Source organism: Metapseudomonas boanensis, from assembly GCF_018704125.1.
In the GTDB taxonomy this organism is placed as follows: Bacteria; Pseudomonadota; Gammaproteobacteria; order Pseudomonadales; family Pseudomonadaceae; genus Metapseudomonas; species Metapseudomonas boanensis.
Genome location: NZ_JAGTIS010000006.1, coordinates 212,762 through 238,435, shown reverse-complemented (window position 1 = coordinate 238,435; position 25,674 = coordinate 212,762). Strand labels below are relative to the sequence as shown.

At 61.7% G+C, this 25,674-nt stretch carries 24 protein-coding genes; 3 read left to right on the top strand and 21 right to left on the bottom strand.

Annotation, left to right across the window (positions count from 1 at the left end; genetic code table 11):
- Positions 1–16: 16 nt before the first annotated feature.
- Together J7302_RS13695 and J7302_RS13690 are read right to left on the bottom strand one after the other, a co-directional pair.
- The gene (locus J7302_RS13695) at positions 17–820 is read right to left on the bottom strand and encodes a hypothetical protein (RefSeq protein WP_100244210.1); all 804 of its coding nucleotides are present in this window, start codon (positions 818–820) and stop codon (positions 17–19) included.
- Positions 821–911: 91 nt separating this feature from the next.
- Positions 912–1,751: an oxidoreductase gene (locus tag J7302_RS13690; RefSeq protein ID WP_003454779.1), complete on the bottom strand. Its 840-nt coding sequence runs from the start codon at positions 1,749–1,751 to the stop codon at positions 912–914.
- Positions 1,752–1,920: 169 nt separating this feature from the next.
- On the opposite strand from J7302_RS13690, the gene J7302_RS13685 reads away from it, so the two are divergent.
- Positions 1,921–2,940: an amidohydrolase family protein gene (locus J7302_RS13685; RefSeq protein ID WP_036993588.1), complete on the top strand. Its 1,020-nt coding sequence runs from the start codon at positions 1,921–1,923 to the stop codon at positions 2,938–2,940.
- A 273-nt stretch (positions 2,941–3,213) separates the two neighbouring features.
- Here the strand turns inward: J7302_RS13685 and panC are convergent, their stop codons facing one another.
- The 14 genes from panC to J7302_RS13615 form a co-directional block, all read right to left on the bottom strand.
- Positions 3,214–4,050 carry a pantoate--beta-alanine ligase gene (gene panC / locus J7302_RS13680; RefSeq protein ID WP_081608113.1) on the bottom strand — a complete coding sequence of 279 codons (837 nt, stop codon included), beginning with the start codon at positions 4,048–4,050 and terminating at the stop codon, positions 3,214–3,216.
- A 322-nt stretch (positions 4,051–4,372) separates the two neighbouring features.
- Positions 4,373–5,236 carry a cache domain-containing protein gene (locus J7302_RS13675; protein ID WP_003454773.1) on the bottom strand — a complete coding sequence of 288 codons (864 nt, stop codon included), beginning with the start codon at positions 5,234–5,236 and terminating at the stop codon, positions 4,373–4,375.
- 51 nt (positions 5,237–5,287) lie between these two features.
- A complete protein-coding gene (locus tag J7302_RS13670) occupies positions 5,288–6,412 on the bottom strand; it encodes an acyl-CoA dehydrogenase family protein (protein ID WP_003454770.1) in 1,125 nt (374 codons plus the stop codon).
- Positions 6,413–6,439: 27 nt separating this feature from the next.
- A complete protein-coding gene (locus J7302_RS13665) occupies positions 6,440–7,240 on the bottom strand; it encodes a crotonase/enoyl-CoA hydratase family protein (protein WP_003454768.1) in 801 nt (266 codons plus the stop codon).
- Positions 7,237–8,307 carry an acyl-CoA dehydrogenase family protein gene (locus tag J7302_RS13660; RefSeq protein WP_003454766.1) on the bottom strand — a complete coding sequence of 357 codons (1,071 nt, stop codon included), beginning with the start codon at positions 8,305–8,307 and terminating at the stop codon, positions 7,237–7,239. The genes J7302_RS13665 and J7302_RS13660 overlap by 4 nt, the downstream gene beginning before the upstream one ends.
- Positions 8,308–8,309: 2 nt before the next feature.
- Positions 8,310–9,458, bottom strand: a complete 1,149-nt coding sequence (locus J7302_RS13655) for an acyl-CoA dehydrogenase family protein (protein ID WP_003454764.1) — start codon at positions 9,456–9,458, stop codon at positions 8,310–8,312.
- An 80-nt stretch (positions 9,459–9,538) separates the two neighbouring features.
- On the bottom strand, positions 9,539–10,846 hold the full coding sequence (locus J7302_RS13650) for an amidohydrolase family protein (protein ID WP_003454763.1): 1,308 nt from the start codon (positions 10,844–10,846) through the stop codon (positions 9,539–9,541).
- Between the two features lie 187 nt (positions 10,847–11,033).
- A complete protein-coding gene (locus tag J7302_RS13645) occupies positions 11,034–12,308 on the bottom strand; it encodes a cytochrome P450 (RefSeq protein ID WP_003454760.1) in 1,275 nt (424 codons plus the stop codon).
- A 162-nt stretch (positions 12,309–12,470) separates the two neighbouring features.
- On the bottom strand, positions 12,471–12,974 hold the full coding sequence (locus J7302_RS13640) for a carboxymuconolactone decarboxylase family protein (protein ID WP_192817704.1): 504 nt from the start codon (positions 12,972–12,974) through the stop codon (positions 12,471–12,473).
- A 2-nt stretch (positions 12,975–12,976) separates the two neighbouring features.
- Positions 12,977–14,152 (bottom strand): thiolase family protein, encoded by a 1,176-nt coding sequence (locus tag J7302_RS13635; protein WP_003454753.1) that lies wholly within the window; start codon positions 14,150–14,152, stop codon positions 12,977–12,979.
- Positions 14,149–15,054, bottom strand: coding sequence for a 3-hydroxyacyl-CoA dehydrogenase (locus J7302_RS13630; RefSeq protein WP_003454751.1), 906 nt, complete (start codon positions 15,052–15,054; stop codon positions 14,149–14,151). Before J7302_RS13630 ends, J7302_RS13635 begins: the two co-directional genes overlap by 4 nt.
- Before the next feature lie 14 nt (positions 15,055–15,068).
- Positions 15,069–15,923 carry a fumarylacetoacetate hydrolase family protein gene (locus J7302_RS13625; RefSeq protein ID WP_036993586.1) on the bottom strand — a complete coding sequence of 285 codons (855 nt, stop codon included), beginning with the start codon at positions 15,921–15,923 and terminating at the stop codon, positions 15,069–15,071.
- Positions 15,923–16,999, bottom strand: coding sequence for an amidohydrolase family protein (locus J7302_RS13620; protein ID WP_003454746.1), 1,077 nt, complete (start codon positions 16,997–16,999; stop codon positions 15,923–15,925). Before J7302_RS13620 ends, J7302_RS13625 begins: the two co-directional genes overlap by 1 nt.
- 332 nt (positions 17,000–17,331) lie before the next feature.
- On the bottom strand, positions 17,332–18,066 hold the full coding sequence (locus J7302_RS13615) for a TetR/AcrR family transcriptional regulator (protein ID WP_197704967.1): 735 nt from the start codon (positions 18,064–18,066) through the stop codon (positions 17,332–17,334).
- Between the two features lie 180 nt (positions 18,067–18,246).
- On the opposite strand from J7302_RS13615, the gene J7302_RS13610 reads away from it, so the two are divergent.
- The gene (locus J7302_RS13610; RefSeq protein WP_003454740.1) at positions 18,247–19,878 is read left to right on the top strand and encodes an ATP-dependent acyl-CoA ligase; all 1,632 of its coding nucleotides are present in this window, start codon (positions 18,247–18,249) and stop codon (positions 19,876–19,878) included.
- 79 nt (positions 19,879–19,957) lie between these two features.
- Here J7302_RS13610 and J7302_RS13605 read toward each other — a convergent pair whose 3' ends face one another.
- Positions 19,958–20,758, bottom strand: a complete 801-nt coding sequence (locus tag J7302_RS13605; protein ID WP_215375225.1) for an SDR family NAD(P)-dependent oxidoreductase — start codon at positions 20,756–20,758, stop codon at positions 19,958–19,960.
- Positions 20,759–20,863: 105 nt separating this feature from the next.
- On the opposite strand from J7302_RS13605, the gene J7302_RS13600 reads away from it, so the two are divergent.
- On the top strand, positions 20,864–21,622 hold the full coding sequence (locus J7302_RS13600) for a DUF2889 domain-containing protein (RefSeq protein ID WP_003454735.1): 759 nt from the start codon (positions 20,864–20,866) through the stop codon (positions 21,620–21,622).
- Between the two features lie 20 nt (positions 21,623–21,642).
- On the opposite strand, the gene J7302_RS13595 is transcribed toward J7302_RS13600, so the two are convergent.
- The 4 genes from J7302_RS13595 to J7302_RS13580 form a co-directional block, all read right to left on the bottom strand.
- Positions 21,643–22,218: an aromatic-ring-hydroxylating dioxygenase subunit beta gene (locus J7302_RS13595; RefSeq protein WP_003454732.1), complete on the bottom strand. Its 576-nt coding sequence runs from the start codon at positions 22,216–22,218 to the stop codon at positions 21,643–21,645.
- Positions 22,219–22,257: 39 nt separating this feature from the next.
- Complete coding sequence (locus J7302_RS13590) at positions 22,258–23,658, bottom strand: Rieske 2Fe-2S domain-containing protein (protein ID WP_003454729.1); 1,401 nt, start codon at positions 23,656–23,658, stop codon at positions 22,258–22,260.
- A gap of 174 nt (positions 23,659–23,832) precedes the next feature.
- Positions 23,833–24,834 carry a fumarylacetoacetate hydrolase family protein gene (locus J7302_RS13585; RefSeq protein WP_003454726.1) on the bottom strand — a complete coding sequence of 334 codons (1,002 nt, stop codon included), beginning with the start codon at positions 24,832–24,834 and terminating at the stop codon, positions 23,833–23,835.
- Positions 24,835–24,877: 43 nt separating this feature from the next.
- Positions 24,878–25,579 carry an SDR family NAD(P)-dependent oxidoreductase gene (locus J7302_RS13580; protein ID WP_003454723.1) on the bottom strand — a complete coding sequence of 234 codons (702 nt, stop codon included), beginning with the start codon at positions 25,577–25,579 and terminating at the stop codon, positions 24,878–24,880.
- Between the last annotated feature and the right edge of the window lie 95 nt (positions 25,580–25,674).

Here is a 25,674-nt window from a genome sequence, read left to right as displayed (position 1 = left end):
TGGCAGATGGCTCATCTTATCCAGGCGAGCTACTTCCCAGGCGTCTCCCCTCGCCATCGAGGGTGCGTAGGGTTTTCGCCAGGTACAGCGCCACTGCATTTGGTGCCCAGTTTCCGGCCGGTTCAAGCAGGCGCCGGCGCACGAAACGATAGTCCCGGAGTGGAGCCTTCAGCGCCTCCGCAATGCCACCGTCGCGCTCGGCCAGTTCGGCGAAGCGTCGCTCGATGTCAGTATCCAGTGCGGTGAGCGCCTGCTCGTCGAGAATCCAGATATCGCCCCCGAAGTTAGGGAAGGAGGCCATCTGGTATGACAGCAGCATCCGTCCGATATCGTGGCTGAGCACATGCAGCCCGCTTTGCGCCTGCGCCACCTCGGGCGCAGCGCCGTAGCGTTCGGATAGCGATTTTTCCAGGTGAACATGTGCCTCTATGAGGCCCGGCAACCAGCGTGCGTAGGCGGGCCACACCGAACGCAAGTCTGCGACGCTCTGCGGCAAGTTCTTGAGGTGGGCAACCGCATCATCGAGCCGGCGAACTTGTTCGGAGAGCGAGGCATCGTCGGCTTGCTCGGACAACTCGCGCAGCCGTTTCAAGTTTTGGGTGAAGGCCTCGAGGTTCTCGGTCTCGTAGGGCATGCCGTTGAGGTTGTAGTAGAGCAGCACGTTGGCCGTCGCCATCGTCGCCATCGTGCGCATCTCCTGAAGCGCTTGGCGGTCCGGGGCCCCCAGCGCCTCGCCCCTGGCGCAAGCCAGCAGCATCAGTATCAGCAAGTAGTTCAGCAAACGGCTTTTATCGTTATTGTCGCGTTTCAAGACGCTCATCCTTCACCAGCTTTGTCGGTACCTATCCCGCGAGCGACGACTCAAGTCCCTACTCAGACTTGAAGAGAGTATCGTCGAGCTACTCTGGGCATCAGCTGAAATCCCCATCGGTCAATACCGACCAATCGCGCCACTGTTCAATCTCCCTAGCCACCGCCGCAAGCTTTCCTGTCACCACCTGCAGGGCGTCGGAACCTGCCAGATAGCGCAATGGCGGACTTTCTTCGGCAGCCAACCGCACCAGAACAGCTCCCAGCTTGGCCGGGTCGCCTTTCTGCCTATGGTTATTGGTCTCCGACGAAGCCCTGATCTTCCTGCTGAACTCGGCGTAGTCCTCCAGACCCTTTCCGCCCAGGACAGCCGAGGTGCCATCGAGGAAATCGGTGCGAAACGCCCCCGGCTCGACGATAGTGACGCGGATGCCGAACTGCGCCACTTCCTGCACGAGCGCTTCGGAGAAGCCCTCCACTGCAAACTTCGCCGAGCAGTACAACGCGGCGCCGCCCATGCCAGCCAGGCCGGCGATCGACGAGACATTGAAGATGTGCCCGGCCCGCTGCCGACGCATCACAGGCAACACAGCGCGGCACACGTGAAAAATGCCGAAGACGTTGGTTGCGAACTGCCGCTCGGCCGCCTCAGCGTCGTTCTCCTCGAATGGTCCCAATTGACCATAGCCGGCGTTGTTCACCACCACATCGACACGTCCGAAATGCCGCACCGCCTCCTCAACCACCGCAGCAGCTTGGCCTTCATCAGTCACGTCTAGTTGCAGCGGCAGCACACGGTCTCCGTAGCGCGCATACAGCACCTCGAGTTGAGCGAGATCGCGCCCCGTCGCCACTACGTTGGCTCCGGCCTCCAGCGCCGCCTTGGCGATTTCTGCGCCGATGCCACGGGAAGCCCCCGTGACGAACCATGTCTTGTTCATTGTTGTTCTCCTGGTTCGGTGGACTACGCAACCTGCCGTCACCCACATCGCAATGGCAGGTGCATTCGAAGCATATGAACAAATTTTTTATTTATGTTCAAATAGTATTCACAAGAATCTGGCGCGAAGTCGACGCCACCGCCTTGCAACCCACCCTGAGGAGTACGCCGTGCTGATCGATATCCATGCCCACCTTGTGACGAAGGGAATGCTGAATCGCCATGAGTTCTGGGGCCCGTTCATGAAAACCACCGGCTTCACCGTCGGGCACTTCTCCCTGGGCACCAAGCAGCCGTCCAAGGCACGGAACGACGCTGAAGCCGAGGCCAACTTGCTGGCACGTATGACCCACGAAAGCCGTCGCCGGCTGATGGCCGAGCGCGGCGTGGACAAGCTGGTGGTTTCCGCGCCCTCGCATGCTTTCATGTACTGGGCCGGAGAATTCGGAACCGAGTACGCGCGCATCTGCAATGACGAGATGTCCGCCTATTGCCGCCAGGACCCACAGCACTTCGACTTCTGGTGCCATGCCAACTTGGCCGAGCCGGATGCGGCGGTGCGGGAAATTGAACGCGCCGTTACCCAACTGGGCGCCAAGGGCGTCTGCGTCGGCGGCACTAACTTCAACGGCATCGAGACCCATGACGAACGCCTGTTCCCGGTCTGGGAGAAGATCGAGCAACTGGACGTGCCGGTCATGGTGCACGGCTTCAACCAGTCCATTTACTGGGGCGAGAAGCACACCGACGACAAGTTCGAGACCACGTCGATCATTGGCGACTGCGTCGACGAAACGCTGTTTTTCTGGTACCTGATCTGCGGCGGTGCGCTGGACGCATTCCCCAACCTCAAGGCTTACATCACTCATGCCGGAGGCATGGCGGTATTCCAGCTCGGCCGGCTATGCGAGTTGAACAACGCCATGGCGCCGGACGCGCGCAACCAAAGGCCGTTGATGGAGTACCTGCCGAACTTCTACTTTGATCTCGATGTACATGCGCCCGGCTTACGCCGCGGCGTAGTCGAAGTGGTCGGAGTGGACCGTCTGGTCTATGGGACAAACTTCGGGGGTGCCTATGCGCATGGCGATCTCACCGCGAACCTGGATCTGTCCGATGAAGACCGGGAGAAGATTCGCAGCGGCAATGCCATCCAACTGCTCAAACTTGATGTACCTGGCGCAATCTGATTCCGACCAGTAAAAGCTGCGGCCCGCGATGTCGTGGGCCACGCTTCCTTAAGCATCGAGGCGCTGAATCACCAACTCTGCTCGATCACCGTTCGGAGTGGTCTTGGGCGCTCCTTGCACAACCGCGACTCCAATCAAAATCCACCCGCCGCCAAGTGGCAGACGCCTACGTCCAGGGGGTGGCAGGTAACTGCCATCCCTACAGCGACCCTTAGGTGGGCGTTCGCGCAAATTCCGCGCAGAAACACAAGTTTTCGGGGTAAACGATTTCGCTCAAACCGCCATATTGTCGATCAGGCGAGTGGTACCTAGCCACGCCGCAACCATGAGGCGGGCAGGAGATAGCAGAATATCAACTGGCTCGAGGGTGGCTGCATCACGAAGGTCTAGATAGTCAATTGGAGAGAAACCAGCCTGTTCCAACCGACTCTTGGCTGTGAGAAGAGTTTGGGAGACGGGTTCTCCCATCCTAAGTGACTCGGCCGCAGCACCTAAGACTCTGGGAATTGTCGCTGCGTTAATGCGTTGATCGGGGCTGAGATAGGCGTTGCGTGAAGAAAGCGCTAGCCCATCCTCCGCGCGATCAGTTGGGCAACCTACGACTTCAACGCCTGTGTCCAGGTCATGGGCCAAGCGTCGAACCATTGCGAGTTGCTGGAAGTCTTTTTCTCCAAAAATCGCCACATCCGGACGAACCTGGTTGAAGAGCTTAAGTACTACGGTTGCGACTCCCTCAAAATGCCCCGGTCTTGTGGCACCGTCTAAGTCGCGAGTAACGCCTGATACTGAAACGCTGGTTGCGTAACCCGCCGGGTACATCGTTTCGACACTCGGTGCCCAAACCAAGCTAACACCAGCGTCTTCAAGCAGCCTTAAATCGGTCTGTTCCTGGCGTGGGTAGTCCGCATAATCCTCATTGGGACCAAACTGACGGGGGTTTACAAAAATAGACACAACAACGTGCTCTGCTCGCATGGCGGCCGCGTTTACCAATGCCAAGTGGCCGTCATGCAGTGCACCCATGGTAGGTACCAAAACCACACGACCACCTGTGCGACGAAGATCTGCAATTGCTGCTCTCAAGCAAGAAACAGTACGAGCGATTTGCATCTGACCGATGAATCCTTCTGCGCTGAGTAGTTGTTAGGCTGATACTGCCGCAACAATATGGGATTAAAATGCGCCCTGCGCTGGAGCGCGCCCAGCTGGCGGTTCGCGATCAATCATGAGTCTGGCCTGCTGTAATCATGAAAGGTGTGTTGACCGGACGCTTACAATGGAGCCAACGGCAAGGCGGTTGACTACAGTGCTTCCCGCCCAAATCAACGCGGCAAAAATGGGAAGCAGAAGGATCATCAGAGGCTCACCCCGTCGCAATCACGCCATCAGCAAGACAGGCGCAGATTGGCCAAACGCCGGCCCTGGGAACCCCTTAAGTCGACGGACCCAGATAGTACCCAACCGCAACGGCGTACTTGCCTACCTTGCGTAGCAGTGTGCTCTTCTGTTCGATGCGGCCGTTCGCGGGATTACGCCATGTGTAGACAACCTCGCCCACCTCGTTGCTCTTCAGTACGTCCAGCATCTGTATGCCAATAGGCTGCTCGTCGGCAGACTGCAGAGCGCGGAAATCAGTACCCACAAGGCGCAAGTTGAAGCCATGGGCACTGAACTTCTGCGTATCCAGATCAACGACAAATACATAGAGATCGTCGCGGATGAAATCAGCATCCAAGGCATTGATACGCTCGATGGTTTTCTGTGCGTCGGCAGCGATCGCCGCGCTGGCACGCCCAAGAAGGTCGACTGCCGCGGACTTACTGGAACGAGGCATGTAGTAACCCGCAGCGAATATTTGCTCGCCGACGCGCTGATAGAACACCCTCTTGCGCTCCGTCTTGCCATCGTTCCAGTTCAGCCAGCGATACTCGGCACTACGCACCTTCCCATCCTCCGGAACAGACAGGGCTTCCTTGAAGGCCCTATCTAACTCACCGTCGAGAACGCTGCTGACGTTCCGCCCAACCAAAATGACCGAAGGCCCTCCGCTGGCCAACATCACCCCATTGGTATCCACGACATAGACATACATCTCACCGTCGACGAACCCGCCTTGGCGACTGAAGTCAGCCAATGCGGCCGGCCCTTTGATTCTGTACAAGGCAACGGCCTTGTTCAGGAGCCGAGTCGCGCGTTCAGTTTCTTGCGCATAGTCTTCGTCGATCTGCGCAAATGCGCTGGACAAGGAAGCCAGCCCAAACAGCAGTAGCAAGACGTCACGGAAGATTGACCACATGTGTGTCCCCACCCTTCAACTGCGGTTCTTCGACAATGGGAGCCTGTTTGCTCAAAGGTTACGGCCAATGATCTCCTTCATGATTTCAGACGTACCTCCATAGATACGTGCGACACGAGCATCGACCCAAGCCCGACTGATCTTGTACTCGCTCATGAAACCGTAGCCGCCGTGCAACTGGAGGAACTCGTCGAGTAACTTGCCCTGCATCTCCGAGCCGAGCAGCTTGGCCATGGCGGCGACATCCGCCGGCAGTTCGCCACGCATCACCTTGGCCAGGCAATCGTCGACGAACACTCGCAGCATGGTTGCCTGCGCCTTGGCCTCGGCCAGCTTGAAGCGGGTGTTCTGGAAGTCCAGCACCGGCTTGCCGAACACCTTGCGTTCGCGGGTGTACTCAATGGTTTCCTCGAGCAGGGTATGGATCGACTGCGCCGCACGGATAGCGATGATCAGGCGCTCCCAGGCCAACTGGTGAGTCAGGTACTTGAAGCCCTGCCCCTCCTCGCCCAGGCGGTTACTGGCCGGCACACGCACCTCGTCGAAGAACAGCTCTGCGGTGTCCTGGCCCTTGAGACCGATCTTCTCCAACAGACGCCCCTTGGAGAAACCCTTTCGCTCCTCTTCGATGCAGATCAGCGTCAGCTCCTTGGCCGCTGGATCGAGCTTGGTGGCGGTCACCATCAACCCGGCGTTGCCGCCATTGGTGATGAAGGTCTTCTGCCCGGAAACGATGTAATCTTCGCCATCGCGGCGCGCCAGGGTGCGCATCGAGCGCAAGTCGCTGCCGATGCCCGGCTCGCTCATGGCGATCACGCCGATCAGCTCGCCGCTGACCATGCGCGGCAGCCACTTCTGCTTCTGCTCCTCGGAGCCATAGGCGACAATGTAGGGCGCAACGATCTCCGAGTGGGTGGTGAAACCCACGGCGGTGGCATTGGCCCGCGCCAGTTCCTCGATCATCACTGCGGAGTGGCCGAAATCGCCACCGGAACCGCCATATTCCTCCGGCACTGTGGAGCACAGCAAGCCAAGCTCGCCGGCCTTCAGCCAGACGTCCTTGGGCACGATGCCGTTCTTTTCCCATTCATGCAGGTGGGGCACGATCTCACGGTCGACGAAACGTCGTGCCAGCTCGCGGAACATATTGTGGTCTTCACGGAAAACGCCACGCATTGCACTTACTCCAATTCAGTCGGTTTCTCAACGATCCAGATAACCCGGCTTGCGCTTGTCCATGAAGGCAGCGACCGCCTCCTGGTGATCTTCCGTGTGATGGGCCAGGGACTGGTAGGCGGCAGACAGCTCCAGCAGAGAATCGAGGCGCATGTGCTGGCCTTCACGCAGCAGGCGTTTGCACAGGCGTAGGGCATGGCCTGGGTTGCTGGCGATACGCTGAGCCAGGGAGTGCGCTTCGGCCTGCAGGGTTTCATGGGTGCAAACCTGCTCCACCAGCCCCCACTCCAGCGCCTTGGCGGCGTTGATGGTGTCACCGGTGAAAGCCATCAGGCTGGCCTTGGGGATGCCAATGATGCGCGGCAGCAGCCAGGCGCCACCATCGCCAGGAACTATGCCCAGGCGCACGAAGCTTTCGGCGAACAGCGCCGAACTGGAAGCCAGGCGGATGTCGCACATGCAGGCCAGATCCAAGCCGGCGCCAATCGCCGGACCGTTGACCGCGGCGATCACCGGGATGTCCAGCTCATACAACGCCAGCGGGATACGCTGGATGCCGTCGCGATAGGTATTGCGCAACTCAAAGGGTGAGCCGGCGAAGATCCCCTCGCGGCTACGCATATCCTTGACATTACCACCGGCGCAGAAAGCGCTGCCGTTGCCGGTCAGCACCATGACCCGTGCCGAGCGGTCCCTGCGCAGTTCAGCGCAAAGGTCGACGAACTCCTGGATCTGCTCCGGCGAGGTCAGCGCGTTACGGGTTTCCGGATGGTTCATGCGCACGGTGACGATGCCGCCATCCCGCTCGATCTGCAGAAAGGGATTCATAGCGTATGCCCCTCGAGTCCTGGTAGAGGTTGTTTCGCATGCTCGGTGAGCAACGGCCAGTAGCCTTCGCCACCACTGGCACAGACCAGTTGGCCAATACGCTGGCTCCACAGACTGGCCGAGCCGAACTCGCTGCGCCAGGCCCACAGGCGCCGCGATAGCAGGTGCAGCGAATATTCCTGGGTGAAGCCTATGGCGCCATGTACCGAATGGGCGATGCCGGCAGCGCTACTGGCCGCCTCTGCGGTGCTGACCTTGGCAGCGGCGATGGTGAGAGCGGCCAGCGCCGTGTCCGACTCGACGAAAGCCGCCTCCGCGGCGATGCCGGCAGCGGCCGCCTGCTCGGCGAACACCGCGAGTTGCTGCTGGATGGCCTGAAAGGCGCCGATCGGGCGACCGAACTGGGAGCGCTCGCCGGCGTATGTGGAAGTCATCTCCAGCAGCGCCCGCGAGGCGCCGGCGATCTGTGCGGAGCGCAGCAACGCACCACCCAGCAGCAGGACATCAGCAGGGATTCCTGGCGGCAAGGGCGCACTGGCGAGCACCGGGGCCGTCCTGAAGCGCAGGCCGTCGCGCGGCTCGCCGGCCACGTTCAGGCCCAGACTCTGTTCGGCTGCCTCGGCGCGGGCAAGCAGCACTACGCAAGGCGTGCCGGCATCGTCGGCAATGGCCACCACGGCTTCGGCATGCCGGCCCCAGGGCACGTCATGCACTGCACCGTCCACCTTGCCATCACACAGATCGAGCCGGGCATCCGCGGCAAAGCTGAGGACGCCGCTCTGCCCCTTGAGGCCGGCCTGGCCGAGCAGCCAGTTGGCCAGCAGCGCCTCGCCCAAGGGTATTGGCGCGGCAAAACGTCCGGCGGCGCGGACCAGCACATGGAGGTCGGCCCAACCCGCCTCGGCGCCCCCCAGGAGCTCCGGCACACCGGCCAGAGTAAACCCGGACTCCTCCACGGCGGTCCAGAGTTCGGCAGGCCACACGCCGCCTTCACAGCCGAGCACGTATTCCGGCGTGGCCAGGTCGCCGAGCAGACGCTCGATGGTCGATTCGAATAGTTCTCGCATGATTATCGCAACCCCAGACCGCGCGCGATGATGCCGCGCAGGATTTCGCGGGTGCCTCCGCGCAGTGAGAAGGACGGCGCCATCTGCATCAGATAGGCCAGGACCCGGGCATGCTCGCTGCCGCCACTCAGGCGCGGCTCGGCCTCGACCAGCAATTGAGCGACCTCGGGAATCTCCTGCTCGAACAGGTTGCCCAGGTCCTTGACGCAGGAAGCGGCCCAAGTAGGGTGCTCGCCGGCGGCCAATTGCGCGGTGACCGCCAGCGACATGTTGCGCAGAGTCACCAGCTTCGCCGTGAGGCGGCCGATTTCGCGGCGTTGCAGGGCGTCCGGGGTACTGCCCAACGCGTCGACAAGTGTTTTCAGCAACGCCATGCAGCTCAGGAAACGCTCCGGACCGCTGCGCTCGAAAGCCAACTCGGCGGTCACCTGCTCCCAGCCCTTGCCCTCGGTACCGATCAGCGCGTCCGCGTCGAGCTGGACATTGTCGAAGAACACTTCGTTGAAATGCTCGCCGCCGGCCAAGTCGCGGATCGGGCGGATGCTGATCCCCGGCAGGCTGAGGTCGACGATGAACTGCGACATGCCCTCATGGCGGGCCGCCTGCTTTTCGCCAGTACGCACCAGGGCGATCATGAAATGCGAGTGCTGGGCGTTGGTGGTCCACACCTTCTGCCCATTGAGCAGCCAGCCGGCCTCGTTGCGCCGGGCAGTGGTCTTGATCGACGCCAGGTCGGAGCCGGAGTTCGGCTCGCTCATGCCAATGCAGAAGTAGCTTTCGCCACGGCAGATCGGCGGCAGATAGCGGTCTTTCTGCGCGGCACTGCCGAAGCGGTTGATCAGCGGCCCACTCTGCCGGTCGGCGATCCAGTGCGCCGACACCGGCGCACCCACGGCAAGCAGCTCCTCGATGACCACGTAGCGCGAGAAGGGTCCGGCCTCGCTGCCGCCATACTGCTTCGGCAATGCCATGCCGACCCAGCCCCGACTACCGAGCTTGCGACTGAAGTCCGCATCGAATCCCATCCAGGACTGCGCCCTGGAGGTCGCCTGGTACTCGGCGAGGTTGTCCTTGAGAAATTCCCGCACCTCGCGGCGAAGCGATTCCGCCTCGGGAGGAATCCTGCTGTAGGTAAATTGAGCAATAGACATGCGTACTCTCGAAAACTGGCAGGCGATCGAACCTGTACGCCCTCTCCCGTCACGGCGGGAGAGAGCACGTCAGGAACCCCTCAGAGAGCGGTACCGGCATCCGCCTTGGCGAACATCGCATTGATGTCGCCAGAGGTGACCGGCTTGCCGTCCGCACGCCCATGATCGGCGCCGCCGAGGCCGAGAGCCGGCTCGGTCTTCACATGGGCGGCCTTGGCACGCAGGGCGCCAACGGTGCAGTTCTCCCGGCCGAGGATAGCGAACGGATCGTAGGAGAACTCGCGCATGGCGTTGAGGTGGGTGACCTTGTCGATGGTTTCCTTAGGCAAGTGCTGCAGGCCGACCCAGGCGCTTTCTGGCGAGTACGGCCAGGTGCAGTCGGAGTGCGGGTAGTCGCTTTCCCAGGTGACCATGTCTTCGTTCATGAACTTCAGGTTCTGCAGACCGAAGTTGTCTTCGATGAAGCAGGTGATGAAGTGCTTGTGGAAAATGTCGCTGGGCAGCTTGCCGTCGAAGTTCGAGTTGGTCCAGGCGTTGTGGTGGCGATGGGTGAAGTCGGCACGCTCCAGCAGGTAGGGAATCCAGCCAATGCTTCCTTCGGACAGGGCCATGCGCAGGTTGGGGAACTTCTTCCACATCGGCGCCCAGATCCAGTCGGCCGCCGAGTTGGCAATGGAGATCGGCATGGAGGTGATCCAGGCGTCAATCGGCGACAGGTCGGAGGCGTGGTTGGCCTTGACCCCGGTGCCGATGTGGCAGCAGATCACCACGTTGTTGTCGGCACAGGCCTTCCACAGCGGATCCCAGTAGTCGCTGTGGATCGACGGGAAGCCGTGCATCGCCGGGTTGTCGGACAGCGACACGGCATGCACACCCTGCTTGGCCAGGCGCTCGACTTCGGCGGCAGCGGCCTGCATGTCCCACCAGGGCACCAACATCAGCGGGATGAAACGGCCCGGCGCGGCATTGCACCAGTCATGCAGGTGCCAGTCGTTGTAGGCCTGGATCGCCGCCAGGGATACCGCACGGTCGGCATGCACCTGGAAACGCTGGCCAGCAAAGCCGGGGAAAGTCGGAAAGCACAGCGAACCGAGCACGCCATTGGCGTTCATGTCATCGACACGGTCGCTGATGTTCCAGGTGCCACGGCGCATCTGGTCGTAGCCCAGCGGCTCCATGCCGTACTCCTCCTTGGGACGGCCAACCACCGAGTTGAGGCCCATGTAGCCGGTAGCCTGCTCCTCGAAAACCCATACATCACGCTCTCCGCGCTTGACGACATGCGGCTCGCGTCCCTTGAAGCGGGCAGGCATGTGGCGAGCAAAGGCATTTGGCGGCTCGATTGCGTGATCATCGACGCTGACGAGAATCAGATCTTCAACCTTCATTGTTGTTTTCCCCTTCGCTTAATGGGTTCTTGAAGTGCCTTTGATCATAGAGCACGCCAGAGAAAAACTAAACACTTTTTTTAAATATGTTCAACTAATCGATCTACCTACAATCTCTCGCTTGCGCCACCAAGCCCCCGCGCGCGTGGCCAGGCATTGCCGCCCCCACTCCGCCCGGCAATGCCACTCAGTCCCAGATCACGTGCACGTGATGAGGACCGCGCAACTGTGCCCCGATGATCTCCGGAGCCGGCTTGTCCGGATCGAGGCGGATGTTCGGCATCAGGTCGAGGATGGCGTTGAGCGCACAGTTGATCTCCGTCTTGGCGACGAACTGGCCGATACACATATGCGGGCCGAAGCCGAAGCCGAATGACGGTTTAGCGCGGCGGTCGATGTCGAACGTATCGGCATTCTCGAACGCGTCCTCGTCGCGGTTGGCCGAGGTGACGATGCACGAGACCATGGCTCCCTGGGGAATGGCCACACCACGGATCTCCACGTCCTTGGCCGCCTGGCGCACCTTGAAGGTGGCCACCGGCTCGTAGCGCACGGCTTCGTCGATGGCCTTGGGTACCAGGCTGCGGTCCTCGCGAATGCGCGCCAACAGCTCCGGCCTTTCCAGCAGCAATGTCATCAGCGTGCCAAATGTACGCGTGGTCGTTTCGCTGGCCGCGGGCAGCAGCGAGCGGACGAAGGTGGTGATCTCGTGATCGTCCAGCGAACGGCCTTCGTACTCGGCGCGGATCAGCCGGCTGATCAGGTCGTCGCCTGTGGCGCCCTCGGAGCGGCGCTGCGCCACCACCACCTTGACCACGTCGTAGAGTGCCTGCGCGGCCTCCATCGCCGCACCGCGCGCGGCCGCGGCTTTCTCGGGGTCGACCTGCGGTCCAGCCAGAATGGCCAGGGCCCAGGCGGCGTACTGTTCGATTTCCTCGGGGCGGTCCTCGGGGAAGCCGATTAGCGAGTAGATCACGCGGATGGGGAAGTACAGGGCGAACTCCATGATGTCCGCCCCCTTGCTGGCCACCATGGGCTGCAGGTATTCCTCACGGATTACCCGGTCAATCTTGGTTTCCTTCCAGCGATTGACCGTCTCGGGCATGAACACCGGCTGCAGCAGACTGCGGATGTTCTTGTGCGCCTCACCGTCCATCGCCGTGAGGATCAGGCCATCGAAGAACGAACCCAGCCCCTCGGCGATGAAACCACTGGTGAAGTTGGTCGCATCACGCATCACCGCCATGACGTCGTTGTACTTGAACAGGGTGAAAGCGGGGCGGTCAGGATCCAGCCCGGCAATCGACGGTACGCCCAGGCGCGCCATGAAGTTCTCCGGGAGAACGGGAGATTTCTCGCGCATTTCGCGATACACCGCGTGCAGATCGATGTCGGCGCCACGGTAATTGCTCGCGACATTGGCGAAGACCTGTTCCAGATTGCTTTGGGACGGGGCGGACATGGACATCTCCTTTCTTATTGTGCACTGTCGGAATGCATGGCCTGACGGGGCTGTGCCTTACCGGGCATCTTAGGCACTCCCCGCCAACAATTGAACGATTTTTTACATTATGACTAATTATCCAAGAAACCCCACGAGACCAAGTAGCGACAAGCAACCAGGTCAATAGGCCTGCTGGACATAAGTCATACGGCCACCAGCCAGCATCAGGGCGCAGAACATGTTGATCTCCGTCACCTGCGCCGAGCTGAAGAACTCCTCCATCCGCGCATAGTGCCCATCGTCGATGGCCATGTAGTCGCCGGCGAACAGTTCGGCAAAACGCAGGGCCGCCCGCTCGGCGGGCGTGAAGCGCTCACTGTCCGTCGCCAGGCAGGCGATGTCCTCTTCGCTGACCGCGTCGGATTTGCGCGCCAGCTGGCAGGCCTGGCAGGTGGTGATGCTGGCGATCTTCAGTCGCAGCAGTTCGCGCAGCCGCTCGTCCAGCAGGCTGTCCCGGTAGAAGCCGCTCATCAACTCCAGCCAGGCCTGCGCCAGGGCCGGGCGGTGTGCCCAGACCTGAACCGGCCTGCTGGAGCTGAGCATGCGGCTTGCCCGCCCCTGGGCGATGGCATCGCGCAATGCGGCCGGCATCTCGTCCAGCGGTACCATGGGGATCCGAGGCATGCTCAATCGAGGCGCTCGATGACGGTCGCGGTGCCCATGCCGCCGGCGCAACAGATTGCTTGCAAGCCATAGCGGGCGCCACGCCGCTCCAGTTCGTTGAGCAGCGTGGTCATCAGCCGCGCACCACTGGCACCGAGCGGATGGCCCAGGGCGATGGCACCGCCATTGACGTTGAGCCGCTCGTGCGACACACCGGTTTCGCGCATCCAGACCAGCGGCACCGAGGCGAAGGCCTCGTTGACTTCGAACAGATCGATGTCGTCGATGCGCAGGCCGGTCTTCTCCAGCACCTTATAGGTGGCGGCGATCGGTCCGGTGAGCATCAGCGTAGGGTCGGCGCCCACGGTGGTAAAGGCGCGAATCCGTGCACGCGGCCTGAGCCCCAGACGTTGCGCCGTTTCCGCCGACATCAGCAGCAACGCCGCCGCGCCGTCGGAAATCTGCGAGGAGTTTCCGGCAGTGATGCGCCCACCCTCCGGGCGGAAACTGGTTTTCAGGGTCGACAGTTTCTCCCGCGAGGTGTCGCGGCGAATGGTCTCGTCGGCACGCAACGGCGCTGCGGGTTCACTCAGGCTGTGCTCGCGCAGGGCTTCGACCGGCACCTCGACGATCTCGTTAGCGAAACGCCCGGCATCCGCCGCGGCCGCCGCACGGCTGTGACTGGCGAAGGCATAGTCATCCAGCTCATCACGACTGAGCGACCACTTGTCGGCTATGCGTTCGGCGGCCTCGCCCTGGCTGGTCAGCTCGTGGCGCTCGGCCGCCATCCAGCCGAAGGCCTCGCCATGGATCTCACGGTTGCTACCCATGGGCACTCGGCTCATGTTCTCCGCCCCGCCGGCGACCACGATGTCGGCGGAGCCGGTGGCGATGGCGCCGGCGGCAAGATGCACTGCCACCTCGCCAGAGCCGCATTTGCGGTCGATGGTCAGGCCGGGAATGGTCACCGGCCAGCCGGCGCTGAGCAGTGCGGTGCGGGCGATGTTGGCCGACTGCTCGCCGATCTGGGTGACACAGCCGAAGATCACGTCATCGACTTGCGCGGGCGACAGATCGACGCGCTCCAGCAACTTGCCGATCACCAGCGCACCCAGATGGTCGGCACGCACACCGGCCAGGCTGCCACGGAAGCGGCCGATCGGCGTACGCACCGCATCAACGATCACGATGTCTTTCATAGTGCACTCGCCTTGAGCCCGGAACCCGGCACCCGCTTGCCCTCGTCATAGCGATAGACCCCATGTCCGGTCTTGCGCCCCAGGCGGCCGGCGGCAACCATCTTGATGATCAGCGGACATGGACGGAATTTCTCACCCAGGGTCTGGTGCAGGTAGCGCAGCACCGACAAGCGGGTATCCCAGCCGGTCAGGTCACCCAGCTCCAGTGGGCCCATGGGGTGGTTGAAACCCAGACGCAGAGCTGTGTCGATGTCCTCGGCACTGGCCGTGCCCTCTTGCAGCATGTACATGGCCTCGTTGCCGAGCAGCGCGGACATGCGGCTGGTGGTCAAGCCGGGGGATTCGTTGACCACGATCGAAGTCTTGCCCATGGCGTCGCACAGAGCGCGTGTGCGCACCAGGGCCTCGTCGCTGGTCGCCAGGCCGCGCACCAGCTCCACCAGCTTCATCTTGTGCACCGGATTGAAGAAGTGCATGCCGATGACCCGCTCGGGAGCGGCCAGCGAAGCGGCGATCTCGGTCACGCTCAGCGCCGAAGTGTTGGTGGCGATGATCGCGCCGGGCGCCAGCAGGGGCTCGGCCTGGGCGACTACCGCCTTCTTCACTTCCAGCTTCTCGGAGACCGTTTCCACCAGCCAGTCGGCGCCCCGTGCCGCCTCGCTCAGGTCGCCACTGGTTGCCAGGCGTGCCAGGGAGGCCTGCGCCGATTCGGCGGTAACCTTGCCGAGCCCCACACCGTCGCTGAGGATCTTGCCGATATTGTCCCTGGCACGGGCCAGCGACTCCGGATTGGTGTCCACCAGCACGGTGGGATAGCCGGAACTGGCGAAGCCATGCGCAATGCCGGTCCCCATCAGGCCGGCACCTACCACTACGATTTTTTCTTCTTTATCAATGCTCATGTTTCGCTCTCGATTTAGACGCGGGACTTCTCGCTCACCACGTTGCGCAATGTGCCTATGCCTTCGATGGTCGCCTCGACCACATCTCCCGGATTGAGGAACAATCCCGTACCCATTCCGACGCCGGCCGGCGAACCGGTGAACAACACGTCGCCACAGGCAAAGCTGGAGCGTTGCTGGACGAAACGGATCAACTGGCCGACATCCCAGGTCATTTCGGCGGTCGAGCCATCCTGGCGGATCTCGCCATTCACCTTGAGGACCAGGCGCAGCTTGGGCGAGCCGGCTGGGAACTCGTCCTTGGTGACGATCCAGGGCCCCAGGCCGGTGGTGCGGTCCTGACTCTTGGCTGCAAACAGGTCCATACCGATACCGGCCGGCCCACTACGCTGCAGGTCGCGCGCGCTGACGTCGTTACCGACCGTGTAGCCCAGCACGCAGGCCAAGGGGTCCGCCAGGTCGATGTCAGCACTGCCGATCACCGCCACCAGCTCGACCTCATGATCGAGCTCCTCGGTCAAAGGGGGATAGCGAATCGCATCATGGGCGCCGATCAGAGCGCCGTAGGCCTTCAGGAAGGCTACCGGCTGGGTCGGGCTGGAAAGGCCGAAGTCCTCGGCCAGGTGCTTGGCGTAGTTGGCCCCCGCCACCACTACCCGGTTCACCGGCTCGATCGGCGGCAGCAAGCGCACCTTGGATAACGGTAGTGCCGACCCGGAAAGACGCAGCGCACTGATTCCAGCCCCTTTGGCCACAGCGGGTGCCCAAGAGGAAAACTCGCCGGTGATGGCGTGTACTTCGTCCCGTTCAGGATCGACCACCGCCCAGAAAGGGCCGGTCTCAAAATAGGAGCAACGCGCCAGTTTCATCAGACGCCTACCTTGCCCAATTTTGCCGGATCGATATGCAGCAGCTCGCAGGCATTCTTCCAACGAATCTTCTGCAGATCCTCGTCCGACAGGCGCAGCCCTTCGGTCAGGTCATGGCGCACGGCATCGCTGCCACCGAAATTGGAACCGTAGAGAATCCGGTCTGCACCGATGATGTCGACCAGGGCCTGGCGCATGGGTACCTCATGCAGCTCCACGTCGAAGTAGAAGTTGGACAGATAGTCCAGGAAGGGCTTCTTGTTGTGATAGACGTCGAGATTCGGATTGGTCTGCGCCAAACGCCCCAACTGGTAGGGAGCGAAGCCCCCACCGTGGGTGATGTAGACCTTCAGGTTCGGGAAGCGATCCAACACGCCACCATTGATCAGGTACCAGAGGCACTTGGTTTCGTCGTAGTTCATTCCGACGATGGCAGTGGTTTCGAAACGGTCGGTGTTGGCTCGGCTGCCCCAGGTCACGGACTGGTTGTAGCCATGCACGAATATCGGCAGATCGAGATCGCACAACGCCTCCCAGACCGGATACAGCTCAGGCGAATCGAATTCCATACCACCGAAGTTGGAGCCGCCGGCCACCAGCCCCTTGGCACCCAGCTCGGTACAGGCGCGGCGGATTTCCTTGGCCGCCTCATGCGGTACGTTCAACGGCGCATGGGCCCAGAACATCAGGCGATTGGGTGCAGCCGAGCAGTAACCGGCCAGCACGTCGTTGACCTTGCGGGCGAAAGGCACCGCGAACTCGGCCTCGGCCCAGTACATGTAGCAATGGCTCGGCACCGACAGAACCTGGGCGGTTTGGCCGGCCGCGTCCATTGCGGCGAGGCGGTGGTTCGGGTCGCGCCACTTGGCCATGTACTCCGCAACGTTCAGTGTTTCGCCGCGGGCATGCGCCTCGCGCAGCGCCTTCTTACGCTCCGGTGCCCCCAGGGTCAGGATCCAATCGCCCACACGCAACTTGATATCGCCATCGGGCTGGGACTCGAAAGCAGGCCCCCAATAGGGATGCTGGTCGTAGTAGTCAGGATGAGGCGCATGAGCGTGGAGATCGATAAGCATAGTCCGGTACCTCTGAAGTGACATTTTTTGTGGTTGTGTAACGTGGCGCTCGCAGCGCGACCGTTCGGCCCAACATGCACGAAAGAAGCGCACATCGGCCCGCCTTCAAGGCAGAGAATAAGTTTAAAATGATCATAAATCAAAAATCTGTTCATATTATTTTTTGATTTGGGCGAAAAAGCCCGTGCCAGAGCCTCACCGCAGACGTGCGAGGACCCGAAGGGGCAACCAGCCGAACAGGAATTCAGGCGAAGAGATGGGGGCGAGCGAGACGCGGGGAAGAAAGAAGAGCGGCCACCCTCATCCAGAGGGCGGCCGAGAACACCGAGGGATCAGCGGCGGGAGCGGGAGGTGGAGCCGATGGTCAGAGCAGCAACGAGCTTTCTCACACGGACTGGGAGAAGACGGCGGCCACTGCCCTCCGGCACGAGAATCTCGCTCAACACGTAGCGGATGACCATTTCGCAAACCAGCTCACGATCGAGCTTGACCCCGAGACGGGCATCCCACTCATCGAAGACTATGCCCAGCAGATCCTGAAAACGCACGATGGAATCATGGAAAATGCGCCGGAAGAAACCCAACGCATACTCAGGCGCCACCACCAGCAGACGCCGTGCGCGACTCTGTTCGAGATAGGTATCGAGGTAGGCGATCAGCGCATTCAGGCGTGCGTCAGGATCGGCTATATCCTCCAGGGCCTGGGACAGGGAGCTATGGAAGCTGTCCCGCTTGTGCCGGGAGAAGGTGTCCAGAAGGTCTTCCTGGGATGAGAAGTAGCGATAGAAGGTGCCCCGCGACACCCCCGCCACCTGGCAGACATCCAGGATCGAGATCCTGTCCGCCCCGGAGCGCAGCACCACCTCTTCGGTGGCGGCGAGGATATTGCCAATGGTCTCCTCGGAGCGCCGGTTGGGCTTTACGTTGACTCCGGCCACCGATGACGCGCGACCATTTTTCTGAACAGCCTGTTTAACCGCAGTGGAAGGCTTCTCTGCAGGGGCGGTTTTCCTCCTGGCAGGAGCGACAGGCTCTATTTTGCTGGACTTCGTAGCGTTCCTTGACATTGATAGGGATTCTCAGTTGGTAAATTTTCGTCACATTAGCACAGGATATAGGCAGTACTACATGGATTTGTTCAAATCTTAGCTGGAGACAAGCGACAAATTTGAATTTAGAATGGCATTCTCCCACCAAAATAAAATCTGCCATCCCACAGCGGGAAAGGCCTCCAAAGGAGATGAGCTATGAGTGGCATTGGTCATCCGGACACATGGTCCGTAGGCGAGAGAGACACCGCCATCGCAGCGCTCGATCGAGCGGTTGCACGGCATCCAGACAGGGTGCTGCTGGATTTCAGCGGAAATCTATACACATATGCAGAAGTTGACTCTCTGTCTACCCGCATGGCTCACGCCCTGGCCACCCTTGGCGTGCAACCGGGCGAGACTGTGCTGACCATGCTGGACAACAACATCGACGCGGTCGTCTGCTGGCTGGCCATCAACAAGCTCCGCGCGGTGAGCGTGCCGATCAACACCGCGCTCAAGGGCGAATTCCTGCGCCACCAGATCGCCGACACGAGGACCCACCTGGTCATCTGCGAAGCCGACTACCTGCCGCGCATCCTCCCACTCGCCGAGCAGCTCAGCGAGGTCAGCCAAATCCTCTACCGTGGTGAACTGGCCGAGCCCACCGAATGCAGGATTCCGATTGCCGCCCTGGACGAGTTCCGCGGCGAGGACGACACGCCTTTCACCAGCAAGCCCGAGCCTTCCGACCTTGCCTGCCTGATCTACACCTCCGGCACCACCGGCCCTTCGAAAGGATGCATGATCAGCTACAACTTCATGTGCAATCTGGCCCGCCTGCAGTTACGTGCCGGCCCGGCCGACGAGAACGACGTGACCATCACGCCGCTGCCGCTGTTCCATATGAACGCCCTGTGCGTCAGCATCATCGCCAGTATCCTGGTCGGCGCGCGGGCTGCCATCCTGCCGCGCTTCTCGGTCTCCAATTTCTGGCAGGAAGTCGAACGCTCCGGAGCGACCATCGCCTCCATCCTAGGTGGCATGGGTGGCCTGCTCGCCCAGGCGCCGGACAATGATGCGATGAGGCGCTGTTACGGCCAGATCCACACGGCGCGTGGCAACCCCTACACCGAGGAAACCAAGAAGATCTGGCGAGAGCGCTTCGGTACCAAGTTGGTCGGAGGCAATGGCTATGGCCTCACCGAAGCTTGCGTGGTCACCTCCCTGGCGGCCGGCGAATACGCGGCGCCCGGCTCATCCGGCAAGCGAATCCCGGACTTCGACGTGCGCATCGTCGACGACAACGATCAGGAACTGCCGGCCAACACCCCCGGCGAGATCGTGGTTCGTCCGCTGCGCCCGGACATCATGTTCCAGGGCTACTGGAACCGCCCGGCGGACACCCTGAAGCTGATGCGCAACATGTGGTTCCACACCGGTGACATCGGCAAGTTCGACGACGACGGTTTCTTCTATTTCGTCGACCGCAAAAAGGACTACCTGCGGCGCCGTGGCGAGAACATCTCCAGCTTCGAAATGGAAGCAGCCTTCGCCGTACACCCGGACCTCGCCGAGGTTGCGGTGCATGCCGTTCCATCCGACAAGGGTGAGGATGACGTCAAGGTGACTGCCGTGCTGCACCAGGAGGCCCGATTGACACCGGAAGAGCTGTTCCACTGGGCGACCGATTCGGTGCCCTACTACGCCCTGCCGCGATATATCGAGTTCCGCCGCAGCCTGCCGAAGAATCCCCAGGGCCGCGTGCTGAAGTACCAGTTGCGCGACGAGGGCAAGACGGCCGATACCTGGGATCTGGAAGACACAGACATCAAGGTCGCAAAAAAATGACCCGCACGCCAGGCTGGCATCCCCAGCCTGGCCCCCCCCACGGAACAAAGGCGCGGCGCCACCCGCACCGGTCGCCTTGTCAATATTCGCGAACCGGAATGTCCGCCGGACGGGAGTTATAGCCGGGCAGGTGCAGCCCACCATCGACGTGGATTGTTTCGCCAGTGACGAAGCGCGACATTTCCGACGCCAGGAACACCACCACCGGCCCGATGTCCTCCTCCGGCTCGCCGCAGCGCCCCAGCGGTCGCATGGCCGCGGAGCGCTCGGCGAAGCCCGGGTTCTCTGCAGCCAACTTGTGGAAGGTCGCGCCCATGGCAGTTGGCGCGATCGCGTTCACGCGAATGTTGAAACGCCCCCACTCCGAGGCAGCACTGCGGGTCAGGCCGACGACGCCCGACTTGGCCGCGTTGTAGTCGCCATGCAACCAGGCCCCGACCTCGGTGTCGATGGAATAGAAGTTGATGATTTTGCCACCTCCACGCACGCGCATATGCGGCAGGGCGGCCTTCATCGACCACCAGGCGGCCCACAGAGTGGAGTCCAGGGTGCGGGCCAGCATCTCGTCGGTCTTATCCTCCAACAGCACGTTGGGTGTGGGAGCGAAGGCATTGTTGACCAGGATGTCCAGGCCGCCGAACCGCTCGACGGCCACCTGGATGGCCGCCTCGACATCCACCTTGCGGGTAACGTCGGTCTTGACGAACAGGGCCCGGGCTCCCAGTGCCTGCAACTCCTGCTCCACGGCCCTGCCGCTGATCTCGTCGAGCTCGGCGACCAGCACTGCGGCACCGGCCTTAGCAAAACTCAGCGCCACCCCTCGCCCGATTCCACCGCCAGCACCGGTGATCAGCGCCACTTGCTCTTGCAACAGCTTCATAGCGAATTCCTTCTTGTTTTTTGGTGAACATTTTTACATATAGTGTTCAAATATACTGCAATCCTTAGCGACAAGCACCTGCGAAAACAGCAAAAGGAAACCACGATGACCAGCATGTTCCGGCGCCGGGTGGAAATAGTTTCGACGATACAGGATGCCACTAGAGAGGTACGCGCGAGCCTGGAGGACGACTTCCACCACTTCCGCGTCTGGCTGCGCCACCGCGACGGTATCGTGAGCGAGATCGGCGGCGAGGCCGTGCGCTATCCCTACTCCGCCTGCCCGCAGGCCGCCGAACAACTGGAGCGGCTGATCGGCATGCCGCTCAGCCAGATAGCCCACTCAGTGACCCGGCAGACAGATGCCCAGCACCAATGCACGCATCTGCTCGACCTGGCTGGCCTGGCCATCGCCAACGCCGCTCGAGGGGCGTCCCGGCGTCGGTACGACATTCAGGTTCCAGACCGCATCGACGAGCGCACCAACCCGGTCCTGCTACGCGACGGCGCCCCCCTGCTTAGCTGGGACGTGCATGGCTCGACCATTGAGGGACCACCGCCCTACTGCGGGGTCAATCTCCGTGAAGGAATGGCTCGCTGGGCGTTCAACAATCTGTCCGAGGAGGAAGCGGAAGCTGCACTGCTGCTACGCCGCTGCACACAGATCTCGCTGGGTCGCATGAACAACCTGGATGCTCAGGTGCATGCCTCCAGCACTGGCCGCTGCTACAGCCAGCAACCGGCACGGGCCACACAAGCGCTGCGGATCAAGGGTTCCACCTGGGACTTCAGCGAAGCGGCGTCAGCGCTGTGCATGGACGACCAGAACTGGCTAGCCGGGAAAGAGGAGGCCCGCCCCTCCTGACGAGGGGCAGGCCAAGGCCATCAGAGGAACACGGCGAGGTTAGGCGTCCCCAGCACAGCCTGATCGAGGATGACCTCACGGCGCGCCAGCTTGAAGCCTTCTTCGGTCAGGCGTAGCACATCCCGGCGCTCACCACTGATGATGTCGACATGGTGGTCCTTGAAGCGGTTACGGGTCAGCAGCAGATAGCTGGTCACCACGAACTCGTCGCCCTTCTCCGTCTCTTCAACGAACACGTTGGTTACCAGGCGACGGGTACGGGAGGGTGGGTCTTCCGCCCAGGCGCTCTTGCCGGACAGGCGCAGGATCCGTCCCATGATCGAGCGGTAGTCGTCGTGGTAGTGCTGTACGCTGCGCACGATAGTGGTGGACAGCTCGGACTGCAGACGGGTATGCCGCAGAGGCACGGTGTAGACCAGGTCGGTGGCCAGGCGCGCGGCCCATTCCTGCAGGCGAATCTGGTCCAGCAACGTCGCCTCCTCGTAAAGGAAGGTCACTACCTGGTTATAGATCTCGGTACCGACCGGGACACGCTTGATGCCAACCGGCGATCCAGGCTGAATCTGGTCGGCGCCACGTTCTTGTACTTGGGCCATGAGTAACTCCTGAAATTGTTGTTGTGCCTGGAGCGACGATCAGTCTTCCGCCGTCATCAGCTCGTGCCAGTACTGCCACCAATGCCACTGGGTGTCGTCCTTGGTGAAACCCTCGTTGACGATACCCGGCCCCGGCCAACCCTCGGGAGCGCCGGTCTCGTAACATGCCTGGTATTTCAAGGTCATCTGGCGGCCCATCGCTCCCTTGGCGGCCAGCGTCATATGCGGCCAGGTATCGGAGTCGTCCTGCTCGACCATGCCGGAGGTGCCGAACAGTTGGATGGTCTGCTTCAGCATCTTCTCGCGCAACTCGGCCGGCGCATCCTTCTCGGCGAAGATCCAGTTGACGAACTCGAGCTTGTCCGGCCCCTGGGGCACGTAGGCGTGCATGGTCATGGAGCCGACCACCGAACCATCGGGCTGTGGAATATAGACAAAACCGAAAAGAATGTTCGGGAACATTCCACCCACTTGCGGCGGCATGCTGGTCAGCACCTTGAGCTGGTCCTCGCTCAGGTTGCGAGACAGCTGCTCGACCATGTCGCGGGTCATTCCAGCCGGCGGCAGCGCGTTCAGCTTCTCCTGCACGGACAGCTCCGCCGGATCGAGGCCAGTCAGACGCTTGATCTTGCGTGCGAGGTCGATGCAGCGCAGGGCGTGACCATGCGGCGAGCTAATCTCCACGCCGATCATCTCGGGGCTGAGATCTGCCCCCTCACCTTCCCCCTGGCCTTTCTTCGCGTAGTTGCCCACTTCGCCCAGCCAACGGTGCAGTGTCAGGGTGTGGAAACCATCGGCGGCCGACTGCTCGCCGGCAGTCTTCCAGTTGGCGTTGACGATGAAGCGCTGTGGCGGACCGAGCACCTCCATACCCTTGTCAGAGCGGCAGAACAGCATGTCGTAGTACCACTTGGCATCGCCGAGGAACTCCTCGAACGACGGACCGTCGACATTCCAGGTAGCGAAGACCAGGCCACCGTAGAGGGTTACCCGGGCTTTTTTCAGGCCCAACTCCTCTTTCGACAGCATCTTGCCGTGCATGCATTCTCGCTCGACCGGCGAGCCGATGAAGTCGCCATTGGGACGGAAGGCCCAGCCGTGGTAGATGCATTTGTGGATCTGTGTGTTACCACAGTCGGCCGTGCTGATACGCATACCACGGTGCGGGCAGACGTTGAGGTTCACATAGACTTCGCCGTCCTTGCCCCGGGCAACGATCACCGAATCGGAGCCCATGTCACGGACCACAAAGTCTCCGGAATTGGGGATCTCGGACTCGTGCCCGAGGAAGACCCAGATCTTGCCAAAGATTTTTTCCATCTCCAGCTCATAGATCTCACGGTCCGACAACACGCGCATCTGCACTTCACGGGTATCGGGGTAGATGAGATCGGAAACCTTGGTTCCGTCGGACAATACAGGGCTTGTTCTTGTTAGCATGATTGCCTCCTGTTCAGGGCGCTACGGCGAATTTAAGCCGGAGCAAATATAAGACACTTTTTATAAAAATGTACATAGAAATCGCCACTCGGAAAGTGAGTGAATCCTTCCACCCACCCCTGGCATACCCGCTACCATCGACCTCTCATGCCCGGGCCGGGTGATTCGGGCATATCAGGTAACAACTTGCCCGGCGCTGCCGACGCGAGTGCTCAGCACTCCGATGCCATCCACCTCCAACTCGACCAGGTCACCCGGCCGCAGATAGCGCAGTTGCTCCAGACCGCAACCATTGCCCACCGTGCCGGAGCCGAGGAATTCGCCGGGATAGAGGGTTTCTGAACGCGAGATGTGGGCGATCACATCCTCGAAGGACCAACGCATGTCGCGGGTGTTGCCCCGCCCCCACTCCTCGCCGTTGACCCGCGCGACCATGTTCAGGTCATAGGGATCGCCCAACTCGTCGGCCGTCACCAGGCATGGCCCCATGATGTTCGCCGTGTCGAAGTCCTTGCTCTTGGCCGGGCCAAGCATGCCGGGCATCTCCGCCGCCTGCGCATCGCGCGCGCTCATGTCGTTAAAGATGGTGTAGCCGACGATATGCGAACGGGCCGCATCACGGCTGATGTCCTTGCCGCGTCTGCCGATGTAGCAGCCGAACTCCAGTTCGAAGTCCAGCGCTTTGCTGAAGCCAGGCCACTGAAACTCGTCGTCGATTCCGATGACCGCGAAGCGGTTGCACTTGTAGTAGATGGGCTGCCGATTGAAGGTCTCGATGACCCGCTCGTCGGCGCGCGTATTCATCGCCTTGAGGGTCGCCTCCGGGTCCGGCGTGCGCAGTGCCCGGGCGCGACGTGCGGCGGCGAAGCTCTGCCGCAGGTGCAGCTCGAAGCAGGAGCAGTCGCGCATCTGCGGCGGCGGCTGGATCGGTGCGCGCAGCTTCACCAGGGCGCGCTCGCGCACCGCCAGGGCGGGCGCCCGCTCCACCAGCGAGCGGGCCAGCGCCAGACCGTCCTCGCCCGCCTCGACCAGCGCCAGCACGCTGCTCAGTTCCGGACATTCACGCCCCTGCACCACCCGATAGGCCGCCTGCAGGTCGAGAACGACCTGATCGTTCTCCAGAAGCACCCCAGCACGCTCGAAGCCGCTGCCATCGGTAAAGGTCACCAGTCTCATGGTTCTTGTACTCCAGTCGAGTGCCAGCAGTTTAAAGTGGGCGTCATACCCGGCCACTCACGGGCAGGCAGGCGCCGGTGATGGGTGCGGCGTCGTCCGAAAGCAGGAAGGCGATGACCCGGGCCAGGGCCTCCGGCGTGACCCAACGGCCAGCATCGGCATCCGGCATATCGGCTCGGTTTGCCGGGGTATCGATAATGCTCGGCAGCACGGCGTTGACGGTGACGCCACGGTCCTTCAGCTCCTCGGCCAAGGCTTCGGTCAGGCGAGCCACGCCGGACTTCGAGGCGGCATAAGCGCCCATGCCCAGCCCTGCCTTCAGCGAGGCCAGCGCGCCGACGTTCACGATTCGCCCCGCCGGCGCTTCGAGCAAATGGCTCAGAGCCGCTTGGCTGCTAACCAGCGCGGTACGCAGGTTGATCTGGTACAGGCGGTCCCAGGTTTCCAGGCTGCCGCCCTCCAGGGTCTCCCAGGCGAAGCCGCCGGCCACGTTGACCAGCCCGTCGATCCGCCCGAAATGCCCGACCACCTTGGCCACGGCCGCCTGCGCCGACTCGGTGGAAGTCAGGTCGACGCCTCCCAACGGAAGCAACCCAGGGGCCTCACCTAGGCTGGCAGACGCTTCGGCGCGGTCGAGCAGGGCGATCTGCGCACCGCGCTCCAGCAGCAGGCGACCCAAGGCACTACCCAGAGCGCCGGAACCGCCAGTGACTATGATTGTCTTGTCTTGCAAAGGCAGGGACATGGCAAAAGGATCCTCTTGTTGTTTACCGCGAGCCTGATTGTGCGTGCTCGTATCGCCGCCAATATATGACACTTTTCAAAAATATGTACAATTGT

Bases quoted from the DNA above. Each gene is read 5' to 3' on its own strand.
- J7302_RS13595 (WP_003454732.1), bottom strand. From the start codon at position 22,218: ATGGCCCAAGTACAAGAACGTGGCGCCGACCAGATTCAGCCTGGATCG.
- J7302_RS13675 (WP_003454773.1), bottom strand. From the start codon at position 5,236: ATGTGGTCAATCTTCCGTGACGTCTTGCTACTGCTGTTTGGGCTGGCT.
- J7302_RS13635 (WP_003454753.1), bottom strand. From the start codon at position 14,152: ATGAAAGACATCGTGATCGTTGATGCGGTGCGTACGCCGATCGGCCGC.
- J7302_RS13605 (WP_215375225.1), bottom strand. From the start codon at position 20,758: ATGAAGCTGTTGCAAGAGCAAGTGGCGCTGATCACCGGTGCTGGCGGT.
- J7302_RS13610 (WP_003454740.1), top strand. From the start codon at position 18,247: ATGAGTGGCATTGGTCATCCGGACACATGGTCCGTAGGCGAGAGAGAC.
- J7302_RS13585 (WP_003454726.1), bottom strand. From the start codon at position 24,834: ATGAGACTGGTGACCTTTACCGATGGCAGCGGCTTCGAGCGTGCTGGG.
- J7302_RS13655 (WP_003454764.1), bottom strand. From the start codon at position 9,458: ATGTCTATTGCTCAATTTACCTACAGCAGGATTCCTCCCGAGGCGGAA.
- J7302_RS13590 (WP_003454729.1), bottom strand. From the start codon at position 23,658: ATGCTAACAAGAACAAGCCCTGTATTGTCCGACGGAACCAAGGTTTCC.
- J7302_RS13670 (WP_003454770.1), bottom strand. From the start codon at position 6,412: ATGCGTGGCGTTTTCCGTGAAGACCACAATATGTTCCGCGAGCTGGCA.
- J7302_RS13650 (WP_003454763.1), bottom strand. From the start codon at position 10,846: ATGAAGGTTGAAGATCTGATTCTCGTCAGCGTCGATGATCACGCAATC.
- J7302_RS13695 (WP_100244210.1), bottom strand. From the start codon at position 820: ATGAGCGTCTTGAAACGCGACAATAACGATAAAAGCCGTTTGCTGAAC.
- panC (WP_081608113.1), bottom strand. From the start codon at position 4,050: ATGCAAATCGCTCGTACTGTTTCTTGCTTGAGAGCAGCAATTGCAGAT.
- J7302_RS13580 (WP_003454723.1), bottom strand. From the start codon at position 25,579: ATGTCCCTGCCTTTGCAAGACAAGACAATCATAGTCACTGGCGGTTCC.
- J7302_RS13640 (WP_192817704.1), bottom strand. From the start codon at position 12,974: ATGCCTCGGATCCCCATGGTACCGCTGGACGAGATGCCGGCCGCATTG.
- J7302_RS13625 (WP_036993586.1), bottom strand. From the start codon at position 15,923: ATGAAACTGGCGCGTTGCTCCTATTTTGAGACCGGCCCTTTCTGGGCG.
- J7302_RS13690 (WP_003454779.1), bottom strand. From the start codon at position 1,751: ATGAACAAGACATGGTTCGTCACGGGGGCTTCCCGTGGCATCGGCGCA.
- J7302_RS13620 (WP_003454746.1), bottom strand. From the start codon at position 16,999: ATGCTTATCGATCTCCACGCTCATGCGCCTCATCCTGACTACTACGAC.
- J7302_RS13665 (WP_003454768.1), bottom strand. From the start codon at position 7,240: ATGAATCCCTTTCTGCAGATCGAGCGGGATGGCGGCATCGTCACCGTG.
- J7302_RS13645 (WP_003454760.1), bottom strand. From the start codon at position 12,308: ATGTCCGCCCCGTCCCAAAGCAATCTGGAACAGGTCTTCGCCAATGTC.
- J7302_RS13615 (WP_197704967.1), bottom strand. From the start codon at position 18,066: ATGTCAAGGAACGCTACGAAGTCCAGCAAAATAGAGCCTGTCGCTCCT.
- J7302_RS13600 (WP_003454735.1), top strand. From the start codon at position 20,864: ATGACCAGCATGTTCCGGCGCCGGGTGGAAATAGTTTCGACGATACAG.
- J7302_RS13630 (WP_003454751.1), bottom strand. From the start codon at position 15,054: ATGAGCATTGATAAAGAAGAAAAAATCGTAGTGGTAGGTGCCGGCCTG.
- J7302_RS13660 (WP_003454766.1), bottom strand. From the start codon at position 8,307: ATGCGAGAACTATTCGAATCGACCATCGAGCGTCTGCTCGGCGACCTG.